17 protein-coding genes are annotated in these 18,302 nt (G+C 69.1%); 11 read left to right on the top strand and 6 right to left on the bottom strand.

All coding sequences use genetic code 11. From position 1 onward, the window contains the following. Nucleotides 1-51 precede the first annotated feature (51 nt). Both AC1DBX_RS10215 and AC1DBX_RS10210 read right to left on the bottom strand, forming a co-directional pair. Nucleotides 52-375, bottom strand: coding sequence for a YegP family protein (locus AC1DBX_RS10215; protein WP_476855520.1), 324 nt, complete (start codon nucleotides 373-375; stop codon nucleotides 52-54). A gap of 80 nt (nucleotides 376-455) precedes the next feature. Next, nucleotides 456-2,198, bottom strand: a complete 1,743-nt coding sequence (locus AC1DBX_RS10210) for a bifunctional 3'-5' exonuclease/DNA polymerase (RefSeq protein WP_476887250.1) — start codon at nucleotides 2,196-2,198, stop codon at nucleotides 456-458. A 134-nt stretch (nucleotides 2,199-2,332) separates the two neighbouring features. On the opposite strand from AC1DBX_RS10210, the gene ssd reads away from it, so the two are divergent. The 8 genes from ssd (at nucleotide 2,333) to AC1DBX_RS10170 (ending at nucleotide 9,872) form a co-directional block, all read left to right on the top strand. Beyond that, nucleotides 2,333-3,442 (top strand): septum site-determining protein Ssd, encoded by a 1,110-nt coding sequence (gene ssd, locus AC1DBX_RS10205; RefSeq protein ID WP_476931680.1) that lies wholly within the window; start codon nucleotides 2,333-2,335, stop codon nucleotides 3,440-3,442. Further along, entirely contained in the window at nucleotides 3,439-4,779 is a 1,341-nt protein-coding gene (locus tag AC1DBX_RS10200) for a TadA family conjugal transfer-associated ATPase (protein ID WP_476931679.1), read from the top strand. Before ssd ends, AC1DBX_RS10200 begins: the two co-directional genes overlap by 4 nt. A gap of 161 nt (nucleotides 4,780-4,940) precedes the next feature. Next, nucleotides 4,941-5,675, top strand: a complete 735-nt coding sequence (locus AC1DBX_RS10195; protein ID WP_476931678.1) for a hypothetical protein — start codon at nucleotides 4,941-4,943, stop codon at nucleotides 5,673-5,675. A 16-nt stretch (nucleotides 5,676-5,691) separates the two neighbouring features. Beyond that, nucleotides 5,692-6,303, top strand: a complete 612-nt coding sequence (locus AC1DBX_RS10190; protein ID WP_476855525.1) for a type II secretion system F family protein — start codon at nucleotides 5,692-5,694, stop codon at nucleotides 6,301-6,303. A gap of 339 nt (nucleotides 6,304-6,642) precedes the next feature. After that, nucleotides 6,643-8,349 (top strand): hypothetical protein, encoded by a 1,707-nt coding sequence (locus AC1DBX_RS10185; RefSeq protein ID WP_476931677.1) that lies wholly within the window; start codon nucleotides 6,643-6,645, stop codon nucleotides 8,347-8,349. A 253-nt stretch (nucleotides 8,350-8,602) separates the two neighbouring features. Further along, entirely contained in the window at nucleotides 8,603-8,929 is a 327-nt protein-coding gene (locus tag AC1DBX_RS10180; RefSeq protein ID WP_476850273.1) for a DUF4244 domain-containing protein, read from the top strand. Further along, nucleotides 8,926-9,396: a TadE family type IV pilus minor pilin gene (locus AC1DBX_RS10175; RefSeq protein ID WP_476931676.1), complete on the top strand. Its 471-nt coding sequence runs from the start codon at nucleotides 8,926-8,928 to the stop codon at nucleotides 9,394-9,396. Before AC1DBX_RS10180 ends, AC1DBX_RS10175 begins: the two co-directional genes overlap by 4 nt. After that, nucleotides 9,393-9,872: an Rv3654c family TadE-like protein gene (locus tag AC1DBX_RS10170; protein ID WP_476931675.1), complete on the top strand. Its 480-nt coding sequence runs from the start codon at nucleotides 9,393-9,395 to the stop codon at nucleotides 9,870-9,872. Before AC1DBX_RS10175 ends, AC1DBX_RS10170 begins: the two co-directional genes overlap by 4 nt. Nucleotides 9,873-10,054: 182 nt before the next feature. Here the strand turns inward: AC1DBX_RS10170 and AC1DBX_RS10165 are convergent, their stop codons facing one another. Continuing rightward, nucleotides 10,055-12,481 (bottom strand): DEAD/DEAH box helicase, encoded by a 2,427-nt coding sequence (locus AC1DBX_RS10165; RefSeq protein WP_476931674.1) that lies wholly within the window; start codon nucleotides 12,479-12,481, stop codon nucleotides 10,055-10,057. Between the two features lie 150 nt (nucleotides 12,482-12,631). After that, nucleotides 12,632-13,324, bottom strand: coding sequence for a GNAT family N-acetyltransferase (locus AC1DBX_RS10160; protein ID WP_223913610.1), 693 nt, complete (start codon nucleotides 13,322-13,324; stop codon nucleotides 12,632-12,634). Nucleotides 13,325-13,441: 117 nt separating this feature from the next. On the opposite strand from AC1DBX_RS10160, the gene trhO reads away from it, so the two are divergent. Further along, nucleotides 13,442-14,335, top strand: coding sequence for an oxygen-dependent tRNA uridine(34) hydroxylase TrhO (trhO, locus tag AC1DBX_RS10155; RefSeq protein WP_476931673.1), 894 nt, complete (start codon nucleotides 13,442-13,444; stop codon nucleotides 14,333-14,335). Between the two features lie 34 nt (nucleotides 14,336-14,369). Here trhO and AC1DBX_RS10150 read toward each other — a convergent pair whose 3' ends face one another. Continuing rightward, entirely contained in the window at nucleotides 14,370-14,915 is a 546-nt protein-coding gene (locus tag AC1DBX_RS10150; protein ID WP_476872882.1) for a DUF6023 family protein, read from the bottom strand. Between the two features lie 109 nt (nucleotides 14,916-15,024). Next, on the bottom strand, nucleotides 15,025-15,483 hold the full coding sequence (locus tag AC1DBX_RS10145) for a hypothetical protein (RefSeq protein ID WP_476931672.1): 459 nt from the start codon (nucleotides 15,481-15,483) through the stop codon (nucleotides 15,025-15,027). A gap of 256 nt (nucleotides 15,484-15,739) precedes the next feature. Here AC1DBX_RS10145 and AC1DBX_RS10140 point away from each other — a divergent pair, with 256 nt between their 5' ends. Beyond that, entirely contained in the window at nucleotides 15,740-16,519 is a 780-nt protein-coding gene (locus AC1DBX_RS10140; RefSeq protein ID WP_476887256.1) for a MerR family transcriptional regulator, read from the top strand. 91 nt (nucleotides 16,520-16,610) lie between these two features. Then, a complete protein-coding gene (locus AC1DBX_RS10135; protein WP_476872259.1) occupies nucleotides 16,611-18,290 on the top strand; it encodes a DUF7059 domain-containing protein in 1,680 nt (559 codons plus the stop codon). The last annotated feature ends 12 nt before the right edge of the window (nucleotides 18,291-18,302 follow it).

Here is an 18,302-nt window from a genome sequence, read left to right as displayed (position 1 = left end):
TGGCTGTCAGCCGCCGGGCTGCCTGCCGGGCAGCAACGGGGTTGCAGCCATCTAGCCGGCAGCCACCGGGCTGCCTGCCAGGGGAGCCATCGCCCGTCCTCCCGACCTGCTGGAGGCGACCCGCCGGTGAGCGCCGGAATGATCCACAACCAGGCCGGTCGCGGCGTTCTCGCGCACGGCGTTGATGCCCGCCGCCGCGCTCTTGATGGAGCTGAAGAGCGGGGACACGGCCACTACCGTGCCATCCGCCGCCGTCAGCCTGAAGAAATAAGCCTTGTCGCCAGCTTGCGCGATCTCAAAAATGCCAGCCAAACCTGTGCCTCCCCAATATCCTTGCGTCGTTGCAATAGCCGGCGGTTCGTACGGGAAATTCACCGGCCTTTCCGAGGGTAGCCCGGTGACGGAGCGCACACAACGCTACCGACGGGTACGTTACAGGCGGTGACTTCGGTCACTCATTTGGCATTGTCGTACGAATCGACGACGGCCACGCTGACCGGAAATTCGACCGGAATGCGGCCGAACAAGAGCTCCTTCGCGGCATTTGCGGAGTCCTCGATCGCCTTGATGCTATCCCCGACGGCGGATTCGGGACAGTGGACCATCACCTCGTCGTGGAGGAAGAACACCAGTTCGCCGGCGGCTGCGCCGTCCGACCGTATGGCGCGAAGCCTCCGTCGCAGTTCCGCGAGCCAGCATGCCGCCCAGTCAGCGGCCGAGCCCTGGACCACAAAGTTCCGGGTGAAGCGGCCGCGCGAGCGTGCGATCGAGTCCGCCCGGCGCTGCTCTTCCGCGGTGGTGGAGTGCTGGCTCTGCAGCCAGCGCTCCGACGGCGGCGGGCTGCTCCGGCCCAGGCGCGAAGTCACGGTCCTGCCGGCTTCGCCGTCGCGGGCAGCCTGCTCGACGAAGCCCACGGCGCGGGGGTAGGTGCGGGCCAGCTGGGGCATCAGCCGGCCGGACTCGCCCGTGGTCGCCCCGTAGATTGCTCCAAGGAGGGCCACCTTCGCCTTCGCCCGGTCGCCGCCGAAGCCTTGGGCGGCAATGCCGGCGTAGAGGTCCTTGTCCCGGGCGGCTTCGGCCATTTTGGAATCCTGGGCCAGCGCCACGAGCACGCGCGGCTCCAGCTGCGAGGCGTCGGCAACGATCAGTTTGTGGCCGGGATCGGCGTGGACCGCGCCGCGGACCTGGCGCGGGATTTGCAGCGCCCCGCCGCCCCGCGACGCCCACCGGCCCGAGACCACGCCGCCCACCACGTACTCAGGCTGGAACCTGCCGTCCTTCACCCAGGTATCAAGCCACGCCCAGCCGTTGGCCGCGTGGAGACGGGCCAGTTTCTTGTAGGCCAGCAGCGGCACGATCACGGGGTGGCTGGATTCTTTCAGCTCCCATTGGCGGGTGGTTTTAACTTCGATGCCGTTGCGGTGCAGGGCGCGCATGAGCTCCTGCGGCGAGTCCGGGTTCAGCGCGGGCGACTTCAGCAGCAGCCTCAGTTCGGCCGTGAGCGATTCGAGTTTGGCCGGACGCTGACCGGGAGCCGGGCGGGGTCCGAGGTGTTCTGCGAGAATCTGCTCGTGGAGTTCCTCCCGCCACGGGACGCCGGTGTGCTGCATTTCGGCGGCGATCATGGCTCCGGCGGATTCCGCCGCGAGCAGCAGCTGGAGCCGTTGGCGCCGGCCGGCGTCAGGGACGACGACCGTGCCGGAGGCCGTTCCGGGCGCAGGTCCCGCCTGGCGAAGGGCCTCCTGCTGCGCGGCGTACTCGGCGCGGAGAGCCTCAATGGATTGGCCGGGACGCCGGCCGGAGGCCGGGGCATCAAACAAGGCCCCTTGTTCCGGCGGCGGGGCAGGAGGCTGCAGCCCCCGCGGGGGCTGGTTCAGCTCGTCGTCCTGGGTCAGCTTCTCCGCCGCCTGCGCGTAGCCGGTGTGGGCGGTGAACTCCGAGTGGGCCAGGATCGAACCGCACAAGGTGAGGTCGTAGCAGCGCTCGAGTTCCACCCCGGCGCGCAGCAACGCGGGATACCAGTCCTGCGTACGGTGCCAGATCCAGCGCGGGTGCCGCTCCTCAAACTCGCGCACAATTCCGGCGAGGTCGCCGGCCCTGACCACACGGGGTTCCGGATTGGAGGGTTCGGGGGCGCCATCGGCCGTGAGCTGCTGCAGTGCCGCGCCGTCGGCGTGGGCAGCGAGCAGCAGATACATAGGATCAATTCTGCCCTGCTCCGGGACGTGGTCTGTGCTCGGTCCCCGGCCGCGGTGCAGGAAAGACGCCGGACTTGTCCACATAGCCCACGACGGCGGTTCCGCTGCGGTCCCGGCCCGGGCACAGTGGCAGCATGAACAGGCACCAGGACCGTGGCCCAGGCTCACCGCCACCGCGGGCGCATGAGCCCTGGACCCCCGGGGATTCCGCGGAAATCCTGCTCGTAACCGGCGCCGATGTGCTGCGCAGCGAGGTGGAACGCATCGTCGCAGCAGCCGGGGGCCAGCTGCGGACGGTGCAGGACGTTGCCGAGGCCGCGCCGTTCTGGGACGCCGCGGCCGCCGTGCTGGTGGGCAGCGACATCCGCGGGTTGCCGCCCCGGCGGAGGACCCCTGCCGTGATGCTCGGCCTCGAAGGTGACGGAGAAGGGTTATGGCATCTGGCCGCCGCCGTCGGGGCCGAACGCGTCGCGGTATTGCCGGACGCGGCCGCCTGGCTGGCGGAATACCTGAGCCGGTCCCGCGCCCCGGAAGCCGGCGGCCTGGTGCTGGGTCTCACCGGCGGCTGCGGCGGTGCCGGGGCCACGACCGCCGCCATCTGGATCGCGCAGGCCGCCGCCGGGGCCGGGATCCGGGTGCTGCTGATCGACGGCGACCCCCGGGGCGGAGGCCTGGAACTTGCGCTGGCCGCCGAGGAAACCCACGGGCTCCGCTGGCCGGATCTGGCCGGGGTGAGCGGCAGTATCGACCCCGCCCAGCTGGAGGAGTCGCTGCCGGTCGCCGGCGGATTCTCCTTCCTGTCGTGGCCGGGAACCCGTGACCAAGCCGCCGGGGTGGACGCGACCACCGTGGCCGCGGTTCTTGACGCCGCACGCCGCGGCTGCGAATTGGTGGTGCTGGATATCGGCCGGGAACGGGAGGCCCTGCGGGCCTTCGCCGGCGAATGCGACCGGATCATCGTCGTGGCGCCCGCCCGGCTGCGGGCCGCCGTCGCCACGGCCTGGCTGCTGCAGGAGCTTCCACCCGTGGACACCGCGCTCGTGGTCCGGGCCAGTCGCGGCGCCGCTTTGGATGCCCCGCTGATCGCCGGCTCCGTGGGGCTTGTCCTTCAGGGCATCATGCCGGACATCAAGGATCTGGCCGGGGCAACGGAACTCGGCCGCCTTCTCGAAACCGGCCGGCAGCGCGCCGTCCGCCGGTTCGCGGCCGGACTCCTTGAGCTGAACGGCGGAGACGGCTCATGAGTGCCCACGCGGCCGTAGAACCGGCCGGACCGGAACGTCCGGCCCGGCGGGCACCGGGCCGCCGCCGCTCGCAGGGATTTCTCGACCAGACGCTGCTCGAGTCCGTGCGCGAGTCCGTCATGGCCGATGCCTCCCCGGTAACCCCCTCAAGGGTGGCGGCCGCGGTCCAGGCGAGCGGGCGGCTGCTCGGCACGGCCGGCGCCCTGGCCGCAGTGGAGAGCATCAGCGCGGAATTGAACGGCCTGGGCCCCCTGCAACCGCTCACCCGTGATCCCGCCGTGACAGACATCTTTGTCAACGGGCCGGACTCGGTCTGGTTGGACCGCGGCCGCGGTCTGGAAAAGGCGCCGGTCGTCTTTTCCGGGGAACCGCAGATCCGGGCCCTCGCCGCGAGGCTGGTGGCAGCCGGTGGCCGCCGCCTGGACGACGGTTCGCCGTGCGTCGATGTCCGGCTCGACGGCGGCTACCGGGTGCACGCGGTGCTGCCGCCCATTTCCACGGCCGGGACCCTCCTGAGCGTGCGGATCCGCCGGGCCACGGTCTTCTCCATGCCCGAGCTGAAGCGCGCCGGCATGTTCGGGGCCGGGACGCCCGGGAGCCTGGTCCAGTCCGTGCTCGAACGCATGGTGGCGGCCAGGCTGAGCTTCCTCATCAGCGGGGCCACCGGTTCGGGGAAAACCACGTTACTGGCGACACTGCTGGGATTGTGCCACCCCGGGGAGAGACTCGTCCTGATTGAGGACGCCGCAGAACTGAATCCCGTCCACCCGCACGTCGTCGCGCTGGAATCCCGGCACGGAAACCTGGAAGGCGGTGGCGCCGTCGACTTGGGCGAACTGGTCCGCCAGGCCCTCAGGATGCGGCCGGACCGGCTGGTGGTGGGCGAATGCCGCGGCGCCGAGGTCCGCGAGCTGCTCTCGGCGATGAACACCGGACACACCGGAGGCGGCGGGACCATCCACGCCAATGAGGCGGCGGCTGTGCCTGCCCGGCTGACGGCCCTCGGCGCGCTCGCCGGCATGGGCCAGGACGCGGTACGGCTGCAGGTCGCCAGCGCGATCGACGTCGTCGTGCACGTCGAGCGGACCGAATCGGGCCGCCAGGTGGCGAGCGTTGGAATCATGGAGGTCCTAGACTCGGGCCTGGTTGTCGCCGCCGCACTGGAGATCCAACAGGGCGAGCTCCGCTTCGGCGGAGCCTGGCCGCTGCTGGCGCGCCGTCTCGGCCTGGATCCCGGGTTGGCCGGGGCGGACCCCTCCGAACTGCAGGCGGCGCTGCCGGCAGGACGGCCGCCGGGTTCCGGCCGCGAATCCCTCCAGCCCTGGACGCAGCGATGACCGTCTTCCTCATCGTCGTTTTGGTCCTGGCCGTGTGGCTGGCATTTCCCACCCCGCGCGCGGCCGGCCATCGTACCCGCAGGGCCTTGCACGCCGCGGGCACGCGAGCTCCCGCGGCCTACGGTTCCCCGGGATCCCGCCCAGGACGGGCCGTCGGGGGCATGACCCGTTGGCGCGGCAGGGGATCCGCCGATGCCGGGCCCGTCCCCATGACAGTCCTGGTCCAGCAGTTGGCCGCGCTGCTGAAGGGAGGGCGCATCCCCGCCCGGCTGTGGGATGAACTGTGGGCCCTGTACGGCGGTGACACCGCGCGGGACGGGCCGGCGGCCCAGGCCGCAGTTCACAGCGCCGGCCAGCCCCGCACCGCAAACGGCACCGGCACGGTCCTCGGCCCGGAGTCCCGCAGGATCCTCGCAGCCGCGCGTGCCGCCGCCCGGCGCGGGTCTTCCGTGGCCGCGGCCATCCGCCGCGAGGTCTCCGCGGTCACTGCCGGTGCGGGCGCCGTCGTCACGGTCACCACGGGTGCCGTCGGCAACCGGGCCCGCCGCGACGTGCGTGTGTGGGGCGAGCTCGCCGCATGCTTTGACACCGCTGAAGCCAGCGGTTGCCCCCTGGCCGATGTCCTGGCGCGCTTTGCCGCCCACCTTGAAACGGAGGACGACGCCGAGGCAGCGCGGCAGACGGCCTTGGCGGGCCCCCGCGCGACCGTTCGTCTGCTGACCTGGCTGCCGCTGTCGGGCCTGGGTCTCGGCCTGCTGCTCGGCGTGGACCCGGTGGCGACACTGCTGGGAACTCCCTGGGGCCTCGCGGCGTTGGCCGCAGGCGTGGCGCTGACCGCCGTCGGCCGGTTGTGGTCCGCAAGGCTCGTCCGCGCCGCGGCGGAAGCACCAACGTGACTCCGCGGTGGTCGCCGTGAGGCCCGAACTTGCCGGATTCGTGATGGCAGCGAGCCTTGCCGGGGCAGCCGCAGTCGTCCTCGCCCGCCCGGGCCGTGTCCGCCGGCGGCTCCGGCGCCAGCTTCGGGCCCCTGCCGGCGGGGCCGCCCGGCGCCCGACGGTCCACGACGCCGGCCGGCACGGACGTCACGGCCTCCCGGGCCTGCGGGACACCGCCATGATGCTGGAACTGATCGGCGCCATGCTGGATGCGGGAGCCGGACTTGGCCGGTCCCTCGACCTCGTGGCCGCCCTCATGCCACCGGAACTCGGGCGGCAGCTTCGGCCGGTTGTGTCAGCCCTCGCAATCGGTGCGGACTGGGGCACGGCATGGCGCAGCTCCGGTGCCCGGGCGCCCCAACTTCAGGCCCTGCGCGACGCTCTTTCCTTCGCCGCGCTTACCGGCGCCCCCTCCTCAGCGCTCCTCTATGCCCAGGCGGCCCGGCTCCGCCGTGAACGCAACAGGGCCGCCGAGCAGCGCGCGGCCACGCTCGGGGTGAAGCTCGTGGTGCCGCTGGGCCTGTGCTCCCTGCCGGCTTTCGTCTGCCTCGGCGTCGTGCCCGTGCTCCTGGGGCTGCTTCGGGCGTGATGCCGGCAGCCCGGGGATCACCCCGGGCCCAAGGTTTATTCAAGTTGCTGGGGGATACCTTTGGGGCAGGCACCGTCGGAGTATGAGCGGTCTCGTGCGTCGGCTTCTCACAGCACCTCCTTGGCGCCTCGAATCCCGGAGTATCTGGGGTCTCGTACTAACTGGGAGCCATGCCAGGGGGGCAGATCAATGATTCGACTGTATAAAGCGGGCGTGATTGCAGCGCTCAACCTACTAGTGTTGACCGGTTTGGCGGTCGGTGCCAGTCCGGCGTCCGCCGCCGTACCGACCTGTCAGCCGGGAGCACCCCAACCGACCAACCAATACCCTGGCACAACGGTGATTGCCACGAACTTCGAGTCCGGAAGCCTCACCACCGCAGGCTTCGCCGCCGCATTCACCGCCGGGACAGGCACGGCCGATGTCTCCTCGGCACAGCAGCACTCGGGCCGCTGCTCAGCCTTTGTTCACGTCACCACGGATGCCGGGTCGGTGGCCAATTTTTCCGCACCACTTCCTGCCGGAAACAATGAGGTCTACGCCGACGGCTGGTTCAACATCACCAAAGAGGGCGTCGCCGGCAACAACGTCCCGTACTTCCGCTTCTTCAACGGGACTACCCGGTTCATAGACGTCTACCGATCCAACGGCGGCGTCGGCCCGATGTGGCTGCGGGTCGCGGCGCCCGACGGAACCCTCCGATACACCCCGATGAAAGTCAATGTCCCTCTCGGCACCTGGCACCATATCGTCACGCACGTCGTCGCAAATGGGGCCTCCTCCACGGTCGAGGTGATCTTCGACGGCAAACTCCTGTATTCCAGCAAGCAGATCGCCACGGGCTTTACCGCGGTCACCAAGATGCAACTCGGTGCCGAACACCGGCGGCAGGCAGGCGACAGCTTCATTGACGACGTCGTTATCAAGGCCGGAAAGGCGGCCGCCCAGCTGCCCGGAACGTTTGCCCCGGTTGCCCCACAACGGTTCCTCGACACCCGGAAAACGGTGCCGGTGGGTGCCGATAAGGCCGTCTCCTTCCAGGTTGCAGGGGCTAATGGGATCCCGGCAAATGTCGCGGCGGTCGTCTTCAACCTGACCGTCACTGAAGCAAAATCCATTGGTTACATCACCGCCTACCCCTCCGGGACAACAAAGCCGGATGCATCCAATGTGAACTTCCGTGCCAACCAAAACGTGCCCAACCTGGTAACGGTCAAGGTGGGTGCGGACGGAAAAGTGGCGCTGTTCAACAGATCCTCCGGCACAACCCACCTCATCGCCGATGTCACCGGCTACTACGTCACGGGGACGCCAGCGACGCCGGGTGCCTTCCAAAGCCTCGCGCCAAAGCGGCTGCTGGACACCCGGTCCACGACGGCGCTTGCAGGGGATTCCACTGTGTCCCTGCAGGTTGCGGGGACCAACGGCATACCGGCATCTGCCGCTGCTGTGGTCTTCAACCTCACAGTGACCGAGCCAACTAGGATCGGCTACATTACGGCCTATGCTTCGGGCTCGGCGCGTCCGGACGCGTCTAACCTCAACTTCAACGCCGGACAGACAGTGCCGAACCTGGTCACGGTCCCTATCGGTCCAGACGGAAAAGTCACACTGCTCAATCGTTCGTTCGGACGTTCGCACCTGATCGCAGACGTTGCCGGCTACTACCTCGGCGGCACGCCGTCAGCCACCGGTGCGTTCAAGGCCACGGGTCCATCCAGGATCCTCGACACCCGAAACGCAACGGCTGTTCGCCCGGACTCCACGGTGTCCTTCCAGATTGCCGGCGCCAACGGCATCCCCTCGAGCGTCCTGGCGGCTGTCTTCAACCTGACGGTCGTGTCGCCCCAGTCCATCGGCTACATCACCGCCTACCCCTCCGGTTCCACCCGTCCGGACGCGTCCAACCTGAACTTCTCCGCCGGACAGACTGTGCCGAACCTGGTCTCGGTCCCCGTCGGCTCAGACGGAAAGGTGACGTTGTTCAACCGGTCCTCCGGATCCTCACACCTCATCGCCGACCTCGCGGGATACTTCCTGCCTTAGGAACGCGGGTGACCCGCACCAACTGAACCCGAGGGGCTGTCGTCGCAGTGCGGACCGCAGCCCCTCGGGTTCAGCCTTGTCCTGGCCCGGGCGAAACGCCGGCGGACCAGGGCTTTGCGTTTGGCGGCCGTTGGCCGCCCGGAATGGGCCAGACACTTCTCCTCCACAGGCCGCCACGACGGCATCTTCGGGCACGTTTTCCACTTAGCTGCCATCGGGGCTTATGGCGCGACGTGGAAGCCGGGAGAGTCGAATCAGCCGGCGATCACGCCGGTGTCCCGTGGAAGGAAAGCAGATGTCAACAAATCAGGACACTCCCGCTGCACGTCGCATTGAAGCAGGGGAGGGCGGCGTTGCGGAGGTCTATGAGATCTACCCCGGCGCCAGCTCGGTTGTTCCCGTTCAACCGCGGGGCCGCACAGGGCCGCCGGCCGCGCAGGCGGGAATGGCTACCGCTGAATATGCCATCGCAACCCTGGCCGCCGTGGGTTTCGCCGGGGTCCTCGTGTTCATCATGCGCAGCGATGAGGTCCGCGGGTTCCTCCTGAACCTCATCCGGACGGCGCTCACGTTGCCATGAACGGACTCTGGCGCGCCCGGGGGAGCGGCGGCCGGGGGGAGCCGCCGCCGATGGGGGAGTGCCGCGGGGCCGTCACTGCTGAGTTCGCCGTCGCGCTGCCCTCGGTCGTTCTCCTGCTCTCCGTGCTGCTCGCGGGTTCGGCGGCCGGGGTGATGCAGCTGCGGGTTGAGGAAGCGGCCCGCGGCGGTGCCCGGGCGGTGTCGAGGGGAGCCGCGGCAGGCGAAGTCGGTGAGATTGTCCGCCGTCTCGCCGGCGACGCGGCGGACTCCGAGGTGACGCACGACGGCGAGTGGCACAGGGTCACCGTTTCCGGCCGGGTCCCCGGGGCCGTTGGCTCCCTGGTTCCCTGGGCCCTCAGCGCCAGCGCGTGGGCGCGTGCGGAGGCTCCCGGCGCGGCACAACGGCCCGGGCTGGACGAGCCCGAACTGAAAGGCGTCTCCCGTTCCCCGTGGCAAGGCGGCACATGATGTCGCCTGCACCTGCACCTGCACCTGCACCTGCACCTGCACCTGTCCGTGTCCGTGCCCGCGGGCCGCGACCCCGGAGCCCGAATCCTGCCCACCCCCGGCACCGGTGGACTTCTTCAGAGCGGGGGTCGGGGACCGTCCTGGCCCTGGGACTCGGACTGGTGGTCATCATGGCGTTGGCCCTGCTGCTTCTTTTGGCCGAATCGGCCGTTGCGGCATCGAGGGCTGCGGCGGCCGCCGATCTGGCAGCGCTGGCTGCGGCGGATGCCGCGCGGGGCATCACGTCCGGCGAGCCCTGCGCTGTGGCTAGAGAGGTCGCACTGAAGAACAACGCCACGCTGGCTGCCTGTGCTGAAGGACCGGACGACACCGTTCAGGTGCGCACCGAGTTCAGCGCCGGACCGTTCCTCGGGGCGGCCACGGGACTGGCCAGGGCCGGACCGCCCCCTGCGGCCGGGAACGGGCCGGCACCGTGAAAGATGCACCAACTCCGGCGGTCGCCAGAAGCCGCGCATCCGTCTGCGGCCTGGCGTACAGCCCTGCCGCCGCCCGGTTCCCACGAACCTGCCTGCCGCCCCGGCTCACACGAACGTACCGCCTTGCCGCCCCGGCCCCGAACCTGCCGGCCGTCGCCCACGAACCGGCCGCTGAGACGTGGTCAGGCGCGGAGCGGCTGGGCGGGCTGATCGTCCGGGGTCCTGGCCGCGGCGGCCGTTGTTCCGGGATTGCCGGCGTGCATGAGGTCGGTGGCGTCTTGGAGCAGCACATCGATCAGTGTGACGGCAGAGTCCTTGTCGAGCGGGTTGTTCTTGTTGCCGCACTTGGGTGACTGGACGCAGGAGGGGCAGCCGGACTCGCATTCGCAGGCCTTGATGGCGTCGCGCGTGGCGGTCAGCCACAACCTCGCCTTGTCGTATCCGCGTTCGGCGAAGCCGGCCCCGCCGGGATGGCCGTCGTAGACAAAGATGGTGGGCACTCCGGTATCGGCGTGGATGGCCGTGGACACTCCGCCGATGTCCCAGCGGTCGCTGGAGGCCACCAGCGGAAGGAGTCCGATGGCCGCGTGCTCGGCAGCATGCAGCGCTCCGGGGAACTGTGCCTCGATCAGCCCAGCGCCGGTCAGCGAGCGGTTGTCCATGACAAACCAGACCGCCTTGGTAAACAGGTCCCTGGCGCCCAATTCCAAGGGTTCTTCGCCGAGGATCTCGTTCGAAATTAACGCCTTGCGCTGGAAGGAGACCACCTGTGTTGTCACTTTCACATCGCCGAAATGCACGGCCACATCGCCCCATTGGGTGGTGCGTTGCGTTTCAAGGACCTCGATCTGGGTCACGTCCCGGGCTGTCGTGTAGTAGTCCGGGTTCGCCCGCCGCACCACCACACAGTGATCGTCCTCATTCAGGTCTTCGACCACGTAGCTGTCGCCCTGGTGGACATAGATGGCCCCTGTGTGGGCCTGGTAATGGGTCTGCGGCGAATCCATGGTGCCGAGCAAGGAGCCCGTCTCCGCGTCCACTATGCTCACCGGACCTCCGCCGTCGGCCCGGAGGTTCACCATGGCTGCGGCATTTTGCGGATGGGTCCAAAACCATCCTGCCGGCCGTTTGCGCAGGTAGCCCTGCAGGACCAGGCGGTCCAGCAGCTTCTCAGCGGTGGCCCCGAAGAGCTCCAGTTCGGCGAACCCGAGGGGCAGTTCCGCGGCGGCGGCGCACAGGTGGGGGCCCAGAACGTATGGATTGGAGGGATCGAAGACCGTGGCCTCCACCGACACGTCGAAAATCGCCTCGGGGTGGTTCACCAAGTAGGTGTCCAGCGGGTCGTCGCTGGCCACGAAGGCCGCGATCGCGTCCTGGCCGGCGCGGCCCGCGCGGCCGATCTGCTGGAACAACGACGCGCGGGTGCCCGGCCAGCCTGCGACCAGGACTGCATCGAGACCGGAAATGTCAATGCCCAGCTCCAGCGCGGACGTGCTCGAGACGCCCAACAGTTCACCGGAGCGCAGCGCCTTTTCCAGGGCCCGCCGCTCCTCCGGCAGATAGCCCGAGCGGTACGCGGCCACACGCTGGGGCAGGCTGGGATCCACCTCGTCGAGGAGGCGTTTGGCGATGGAGGAAATCGACTCTGCCCCGCGCCTGGACTTGATGAACGCAATGGTCCTGGTCCGCGAGGACACCAGGTTGGCCAGCAGGTCGGCGGTCTCGGCGACTGCCGTCCGGCGCTCCTTGGCACCGTTTTCGCCCCGGAGTTCGGTCAGTGCCGGCTCCCAAAACGCCACCGTCGTGGACCCGTGGGGCGAGCTGTCTTCGGAAACGGCCCGCACGGGCGCGCCGATCAGCCGGCCGAAGGACTGCCCGGGTTCAGACGCCGTGGCGGACGCCGCGATGAACACCGGTCCGGGATGCGAGCCGCCCGGGCTGTAATAGGCACAGATCCGACGCAGCCGGCGCATGAGGTTTGCCACATGGGAGCCGAAGACGCCGCGGTAGCTGTGGGCTTCGTCCACGATCACGTAGCGGAGGCGCCGGAAGAACCTGGCCCACCAGGCATGGTTCGGGAGAATGCCGAAGTGCAGCATGTCCGGGTTGGCGAGGATGAAGTTCGCGTGGTCCCGGATCCAGCGCCGGGACGCGGGATCGGTGTCGCCGTCGTAGGTTTCGGCCCGGACTGTGGGGAGCTTCAGTGCCCTGATCGCCGCCAACTGGTCGGCGGCGAGCGCCTTGGTCGGGGACAGGTAGAGGGTCACGGCCCCGTCGTCGTGGATTTTCCCGGGATCGGACAGGACCCTGAGCTCGGAACGGTGGATCGCGTCCAGGGCCGGCAGCTGATACGCCAGGGACTTGCCGGACGCGGTGCCGGTGGCGATGACCACGTTCTCTCCGCCGTGGGCCAGTTCGGCGGCCCGGACCTGGTGAAGGTAGGGCTCGTGGATGCCCAGGGAACCGTAGGCTGCCACGAGATCCGGGTGCGACCACTGTGGCCACGGCGCATTGACGGCCTGGCGGGCGGGGATCGTCCGCACATGACGCAGCTGTTCCGGGTCCGGACCTCGGCCCAGCAACGGAATCAAGGACTCATGCGGGTTCACTCACATATTCTTTCATCCGCCCTCAAATCGCCCATGCCCGGCACGCAGCCCGGCAGGCGCTGCGGCTTCGCGCGGTGGCTTCGGCGCGGCTGCCCGGCAAACGCGTTGCCCCGGGCGCAGGCCCGCCGGACGGCCGGCGCTCGCGGCGCCTCAGCCCACGGACAGGTCGGCCCCTTCGTCTGACGTCGACAACATCAGGACGTGGCACACCTCGCGCCAGCCGAGGTGCGAATAGAGTTTTTGGCCGTCCAGCGAGGCGAGCAGCAGCCCGGAGTCGACGTCGTGTTCGAACGCCTGGGCTGCCAGGGCCTTCATGATGAAGCTGCCCAGCCCCCGCCGCTGGTAAGCCTCTGACGTCACGATGTTGTCGAAGATGGCGGTATGCCCCACCACAAACACGCGTCCGCTCGCGGCGACGTCTTCGCCGGCGCTGACCACCGCGTGGTGGACGCCGTCGGTCCGGGACGTCTCGAGCCTGAGGTCGTCATCCGAAAGCCAGGGGTCCTCCGAATCCTGGGTCTCCATGTCCACGATCATCATGGTTTGGGAGGCCGAGGTGACATGCAGCCCATTCCGCTGCCCCAGTATGGTGAATCGGGCCACATCGTTGGTGAGGATGGTGAGGACCCGGGCCGGCGCTTCGGCCGTCTTTGCCGCCAGCGCCTCGAACTCCGCGTCGGACGGATCGTAGGCGAAGTACTCCCATTCGTGGGTGGTGTCACCGCGAAAGGCCGCGGGGAACCTGCCCTCCCTGCGCGTCTCATATCCGCGGCAGCCGGCCCATCCGGCAACCCAGATTTCCAGCAGGTGAGTGGTGTCTTCAACCATGGCGTCAAGACTCATGTGATGAGCGTATTCCAGCAGTGCCACAAGCAACAGGGGCCGGGTCGGGGGAAGCCGCTTGCTTATCCAATTGTGACTGTCGCCCGGCCGCCCGCCCCAGCAAGTACCCTTAAAAGCGTGGCTTTGAACAGGATTGTGCTCTTTTACGGATTCACCCCCCTGCCTGACCCGGACGCCGTCCGGCTCTGGCAGCGCGCCCTGTGCGAAAAACTCGGACTAACCGGCCGCATCATCCTTTCCAGGGACGGCATCAACGCCACGGTCGGCGGAGAACTGAACGCCGTGAAGCAGTACGTCAAAACCACGCGCGAGTACAAGGGCTTCCGGGGCATCGACGTGAAGTGGTCCGATGGCGGCGCGGCGGACTTCCCGCGGCTCAGCGTCAAGGTGCGGGACGAAATCGTCTCCTTCGGCGCCCCGGGCGAACTCAAAGTCGACGCCGGCGGAGTGGTGGGCGGCGGAACCCACCTCAAACCCGAGGAACTCCACGAACTCATTGAAGCCAAGAAACAGCAGGGCGACGAAGTCGTGTTCTTCGACGGCCGGAACGGGTTCGAGGCCCAGATCGGCAAGTTCAAGGACGCCGTCGTTCCCGATGTCGCCACCACCCACGACTTCATCAAGGAACTCGACTCCGGCAAATACGACGCCCTCAAGGACAAGCCGGTTGTCACCTACTGCACCGGCGGCATCCGCTGCGAGGTGCTGTCGAGCCTCATGGTGAACCGCGGGTTCAAGGAGGTCTACCAGCTCGACGGCGGCATTGTCCGCTACGGCGAGGCCTTCAAGGACCAGGGCCTGTGGGAGGGCTCACTGTATGTGTTCGACAAGCGCATGCACGTCGAGTTCAGCGGGGACGCCAAGACGATCGGCGAGTGCGTCCGCTGCTCGGCACCCACGAGCAAGTTCGAAAACTGCTCGAATCCGTCCTGCCGGACCCTGACGCTCTATTGCGCCGGGTGCGCCGCGAGCCCCGATACCCTGCGGTGCCCCGAGGGCTGCGCCGCCTGAGGCGCGAGCCGGACATTCGGCCGGCCGGGAACCCTCAGATGCGGCTCACCCGGTACGCGAAGTTTGCCGGTGCGTTCGCATCCACTTTGATGGAGAGCGACGCATCTGCGGCCAGTTGCACCACGTTCACCCTGGACGTCCCGCACCGGAGGCTCAGGTCCACGAGTTCGTTCTCACCGTTCTCGATGGAAAAGGACACGCGGCGGGTGCTCCGGCAGGCCAGGGTCAGGGCGTAAGTACCCTTGGGCAGCTGGGCTGTAGTCTCCTTGCGCTCCTCGTCCGCCTCCAGCGTCCCGAAACCCGTCTGGAAGACCTGCCCCTCGGCGTCGGGCAGTACGGCATCGACCCAGTCATCCAGCTCCTCGCCCGTCACCGGCTCGTTGAGATGGGGGTCCTGGGGCAGGGCGGCGTCAGTGGTCGGCGGAGGGGCAGCGGAGGTCGATTCATCGTCCCAGTGGTCGGCGCTGTATTCATATGCGCAGCCGGACAGGACTGCCCCGAGAAATACCGCAACTGAAAGCACCACGGCGGCCGCCGGGGTGCGCCGTCGCGGCACCCTGCTCGCCGGCACAGTTGGCATACTTTGAGATTAGGGCGGCCCGGAATCAAACGCCAGAGGCCAAAGGTCCGGGTCGGACAGGCCTTCAGGGGGCGCCGGGCCGGACGCCACGGACCGGGCTGCGGCGGTGCTACTCGGACGACGCCAGGTGGTACGCGTAGAGAAGCGGGGCATCCACACTGGATGTGCTGAGCGTGACCTTGCCCGCGGCGGGCACTTTGATGCGGGCGGTTTCGCGGCTGCCGTTGCAGGCGGCTCCGGCTTCGGCGAGCTGGCTGCCGTCCAGGCTGACGGCGAAGAACGCCTTCCCGCCGCCGTCGCAGGTCATGGTCAAGGTGTAGGTGCCGGCGGGCACGCCGGACGCGGTCCGGACGATCGGATCCCGGTTCAGGATTTTTCCGGCATCCTCCAGCACTGTTCCCGGGGCGGAGGGCAGCGCGGTGGCCTTCCACGCCGGGACATCGGCGCCCTCAATCGAACCGGCCGGGGAACATGCCGCTGCAGCCAGTACGACGACGGCGGCGGCCACGCCGGTGAGCGTCCGCCGGGCCAGACGGGCGGCCGGGACGTGGGAGGAAGGGAAAACCATGCCTCAAACTTACCGTCTCGAAGGCTCCCCTCCGGCCGCGCCGACGTCCCGGGCACCCTCTCCCTGCGGGCCCTTGACTTTGACGCAGCGTCAAAGTTTAGAGTCGAAGCGACGGCCGGAAGCGACGGCCGGAAGCGATGGCTGGCAGCGATGGCCGGAAGCGACGACCGGAAGCGATGGCCGGAAGCAGCCGGTCGGCACGGTAACAGCGGGGGTCCGAGGAACGCGGGCCTCGAAGGAGCAGAAGGGTGGAGGCATGGACTGGTCCGTTCAGCAGATCGCGAAATTGGCCGGCACCACCGGCCGGACTTTGCGTCACTACGACGACATTGGCCTGCTCAGGCCGAGCCGCACCGGCAACAACGGCTACCGGTACTACGGCCAGGAATCCCTGGTCCGACTGCAGCGGATCCTGCTCCTGCGCGACCTGGGGCTCGGGCTGCCGGCGATCGCGGACGTGCTCGGCAACGAGGCGGACGCGGAGCATGCACTGGGCCGGCACCTGGCGTGGCTGCTGCAGGAACAGGACAGGCTGGGGCGGCAGATTGCCGCGGTCCGTCACACCATTGAGGCATTGCAAACGGGAGGAAAGATCATGGCGGAGGAAATGTTCGACGGTTTCGACCACACCAAGTACCAGGAGGAAGTCCAGCAGCGGTGGGGCAAGGACGCCTATGCAAAGTCCGACACCTGGTGGCGCAGCATGGGGGCCGGGGAGAAGGCTGCCTGGACGGAACAGTCCCGGCAGCTCGGTGCCGAGTGGACGGCTGCTGCGGCGTCGGGAGTCCCGGCGGACAGCGCGCAGGCGCAGGACCTGGCCCGGCGCCACGTCGAATGGCTCAGGGGAATCCCCGGCACGCCGGCGTCACCCGCAGCGGGCGGCAGCCCGGCGGCAGGTGGTGGCATCAAGGGGTACGTGACGGGGCTCGGCGAGATGTACGTGGCCGATCCCAGGTTCGCCGCCAACTACGGCGGTGAGGACGGCGCCGCCTTCGTCCGGGACGCGCTGAAAATCTATGCCGAGAACGAGCTCTAGCCGGACCCGCACGCCCCAAGCCCAGCCCCGGCGCTGACGGGGCCAACCCAGGTCCCACCCCCGGGCCCGGCCCCCGGACTAAACTTGTCCGGTGACTTCCTCAGCGCAAGGCCCCGCCGCACCCTCCCGTTCAACGCAGGCTCCCGCAGCCCCGTTCACGGCCGGCAACACCCCGGACGCTCCGCGCAGCGACCTCGCCGGCCTCCTCGAGGCCCTGGCCGCGGACCTGCGTGCGATTGGCTACACCGTGGACGGGGTTGCGGAGCTGCTCGGCGAGGCCGCGCACTCGGCCCTGGGCCGGGACCAGCTCATCCCGGCCCTGATCGTCACCGGGCGTTCCCTCGGGGAGCCGGCGACGGCGGCGCTCGCCGTCGTCGTGCGTCTCTGGCTTCTGTCCGAGCCGCAGCCCGCGGCGACGCTCGACGCCGCCCTCCCCGGCATCCGTACCAAGGGGCTGGTGGAACTTGGGCTCGTGGAGCCTGCGGGCGGGGACCTGGTCCAGGCCAGGGTGGACCTCAGGCCGTACGGCTGGGACCCGACAGTGGGGGAAGACGGGACCAGCGCCGGCGGAGCAGACCTCTGGGTGGCCAGCGACCTCGCGGCCCACCAGCGCGCCGGCGTTCTTCGTCACGACCATGTCCTGGGGATTGGGCAGGCCTCCACCACCCTGGTCCAGGTCACCGCCCGCCGCCATGTTGCCAAGGCCCTCGATCTCGGCACCGGCTGCGGGATCCAGACCTTCCACCTGCTGCACCACGCCGAGCACGTGACAGCCACGGACATCTCCGAACGCGCCTTGGCGTTTACCCGGTTCAACCTGCTGCTCAACGCCGCCGAGCTGCACCTGGACCCGGCCGACCTTGACGCCCGCGTCAGCCTGAGGCTCGGATCCCTGCTGGACCCCGTCGCGGGGCAGGAGTTCGAGCTGGTGGTCTCCAACCCGCCCTTCGTCATCACCCCCCGCAGCCTGGGCGAGACCGCCACGGACCAGTTCACGTACCGCGACGGCGGCCTGCCGGGGGACGAGATTGTGTCCTCGCTGGTCCGTGTGCTGCCCTCGGTCCTTGCCCCGGGCGGAACGGCCCAGCTTCTGGGCAACTGGGAGATCACGGCCGGCGCCGGCTGGGCCGACCGGCCCCAGAGCTGGGCCGGCCCGGCCACCGACGTCTGGTTCATCCAGCGCGAGCAGGTGGGCCCCGAGCAGTACGCCGAGACCTGGCTGCAGGACGCCTCGGAAAGCCGCGACCGCCGGCTCTACGCGGACTCGTACGCGGCCTACCTGGACGACTTCGCCTCGCGCAATGTGGCCGGAATCGGCTTCGGCATGATCTGGCTGCGGAGGCCTGCCGACGGCGCGGGGCGGGTGCTGTCGCGCTTCGAGGAGATCACCTACCCGATCGAGCAGCCGGTAGGGCCACACCTGGGCGCCGCCGTCGAGCGTGCCGACTGGCTGGCCGGCCATGATCTGGCCGCCGCCCACCTGCTGGTCGCGGAGGACGTCACCGAAGAACGGCACCAGCGCCCCGGTGCGGAACACCCCGGCGTCATCCTGCTGCGGCAGGGTGCCGGGCTGCGCCGCACCAACCTGCTCAGTACCGAGCTGGCGGGCCTGGTCTCAGCGTGCGACGGCGACCTGTCCGTCGGGCAGATCATCGGCGCCCTCGAGGCGCTGCTGGGCGGCTACGAGGGGTTTGACAGCGCGGAGTTCCGCGCCGGCCTGCTCGAGGAAGTCGGGAACCTCGTCCGCGACGGCTTCCTGCTGCCTGCCTGATACCGTCGCGGC

This window comes from Arthrobacter sp. 10N44_2, assembly GCF_056394385.1.
The sequence above is the reverse complement of the archived record's forward strand: the minus strand, read 5'-3'. Positions and strand labels throughout refer to the sequence as shown.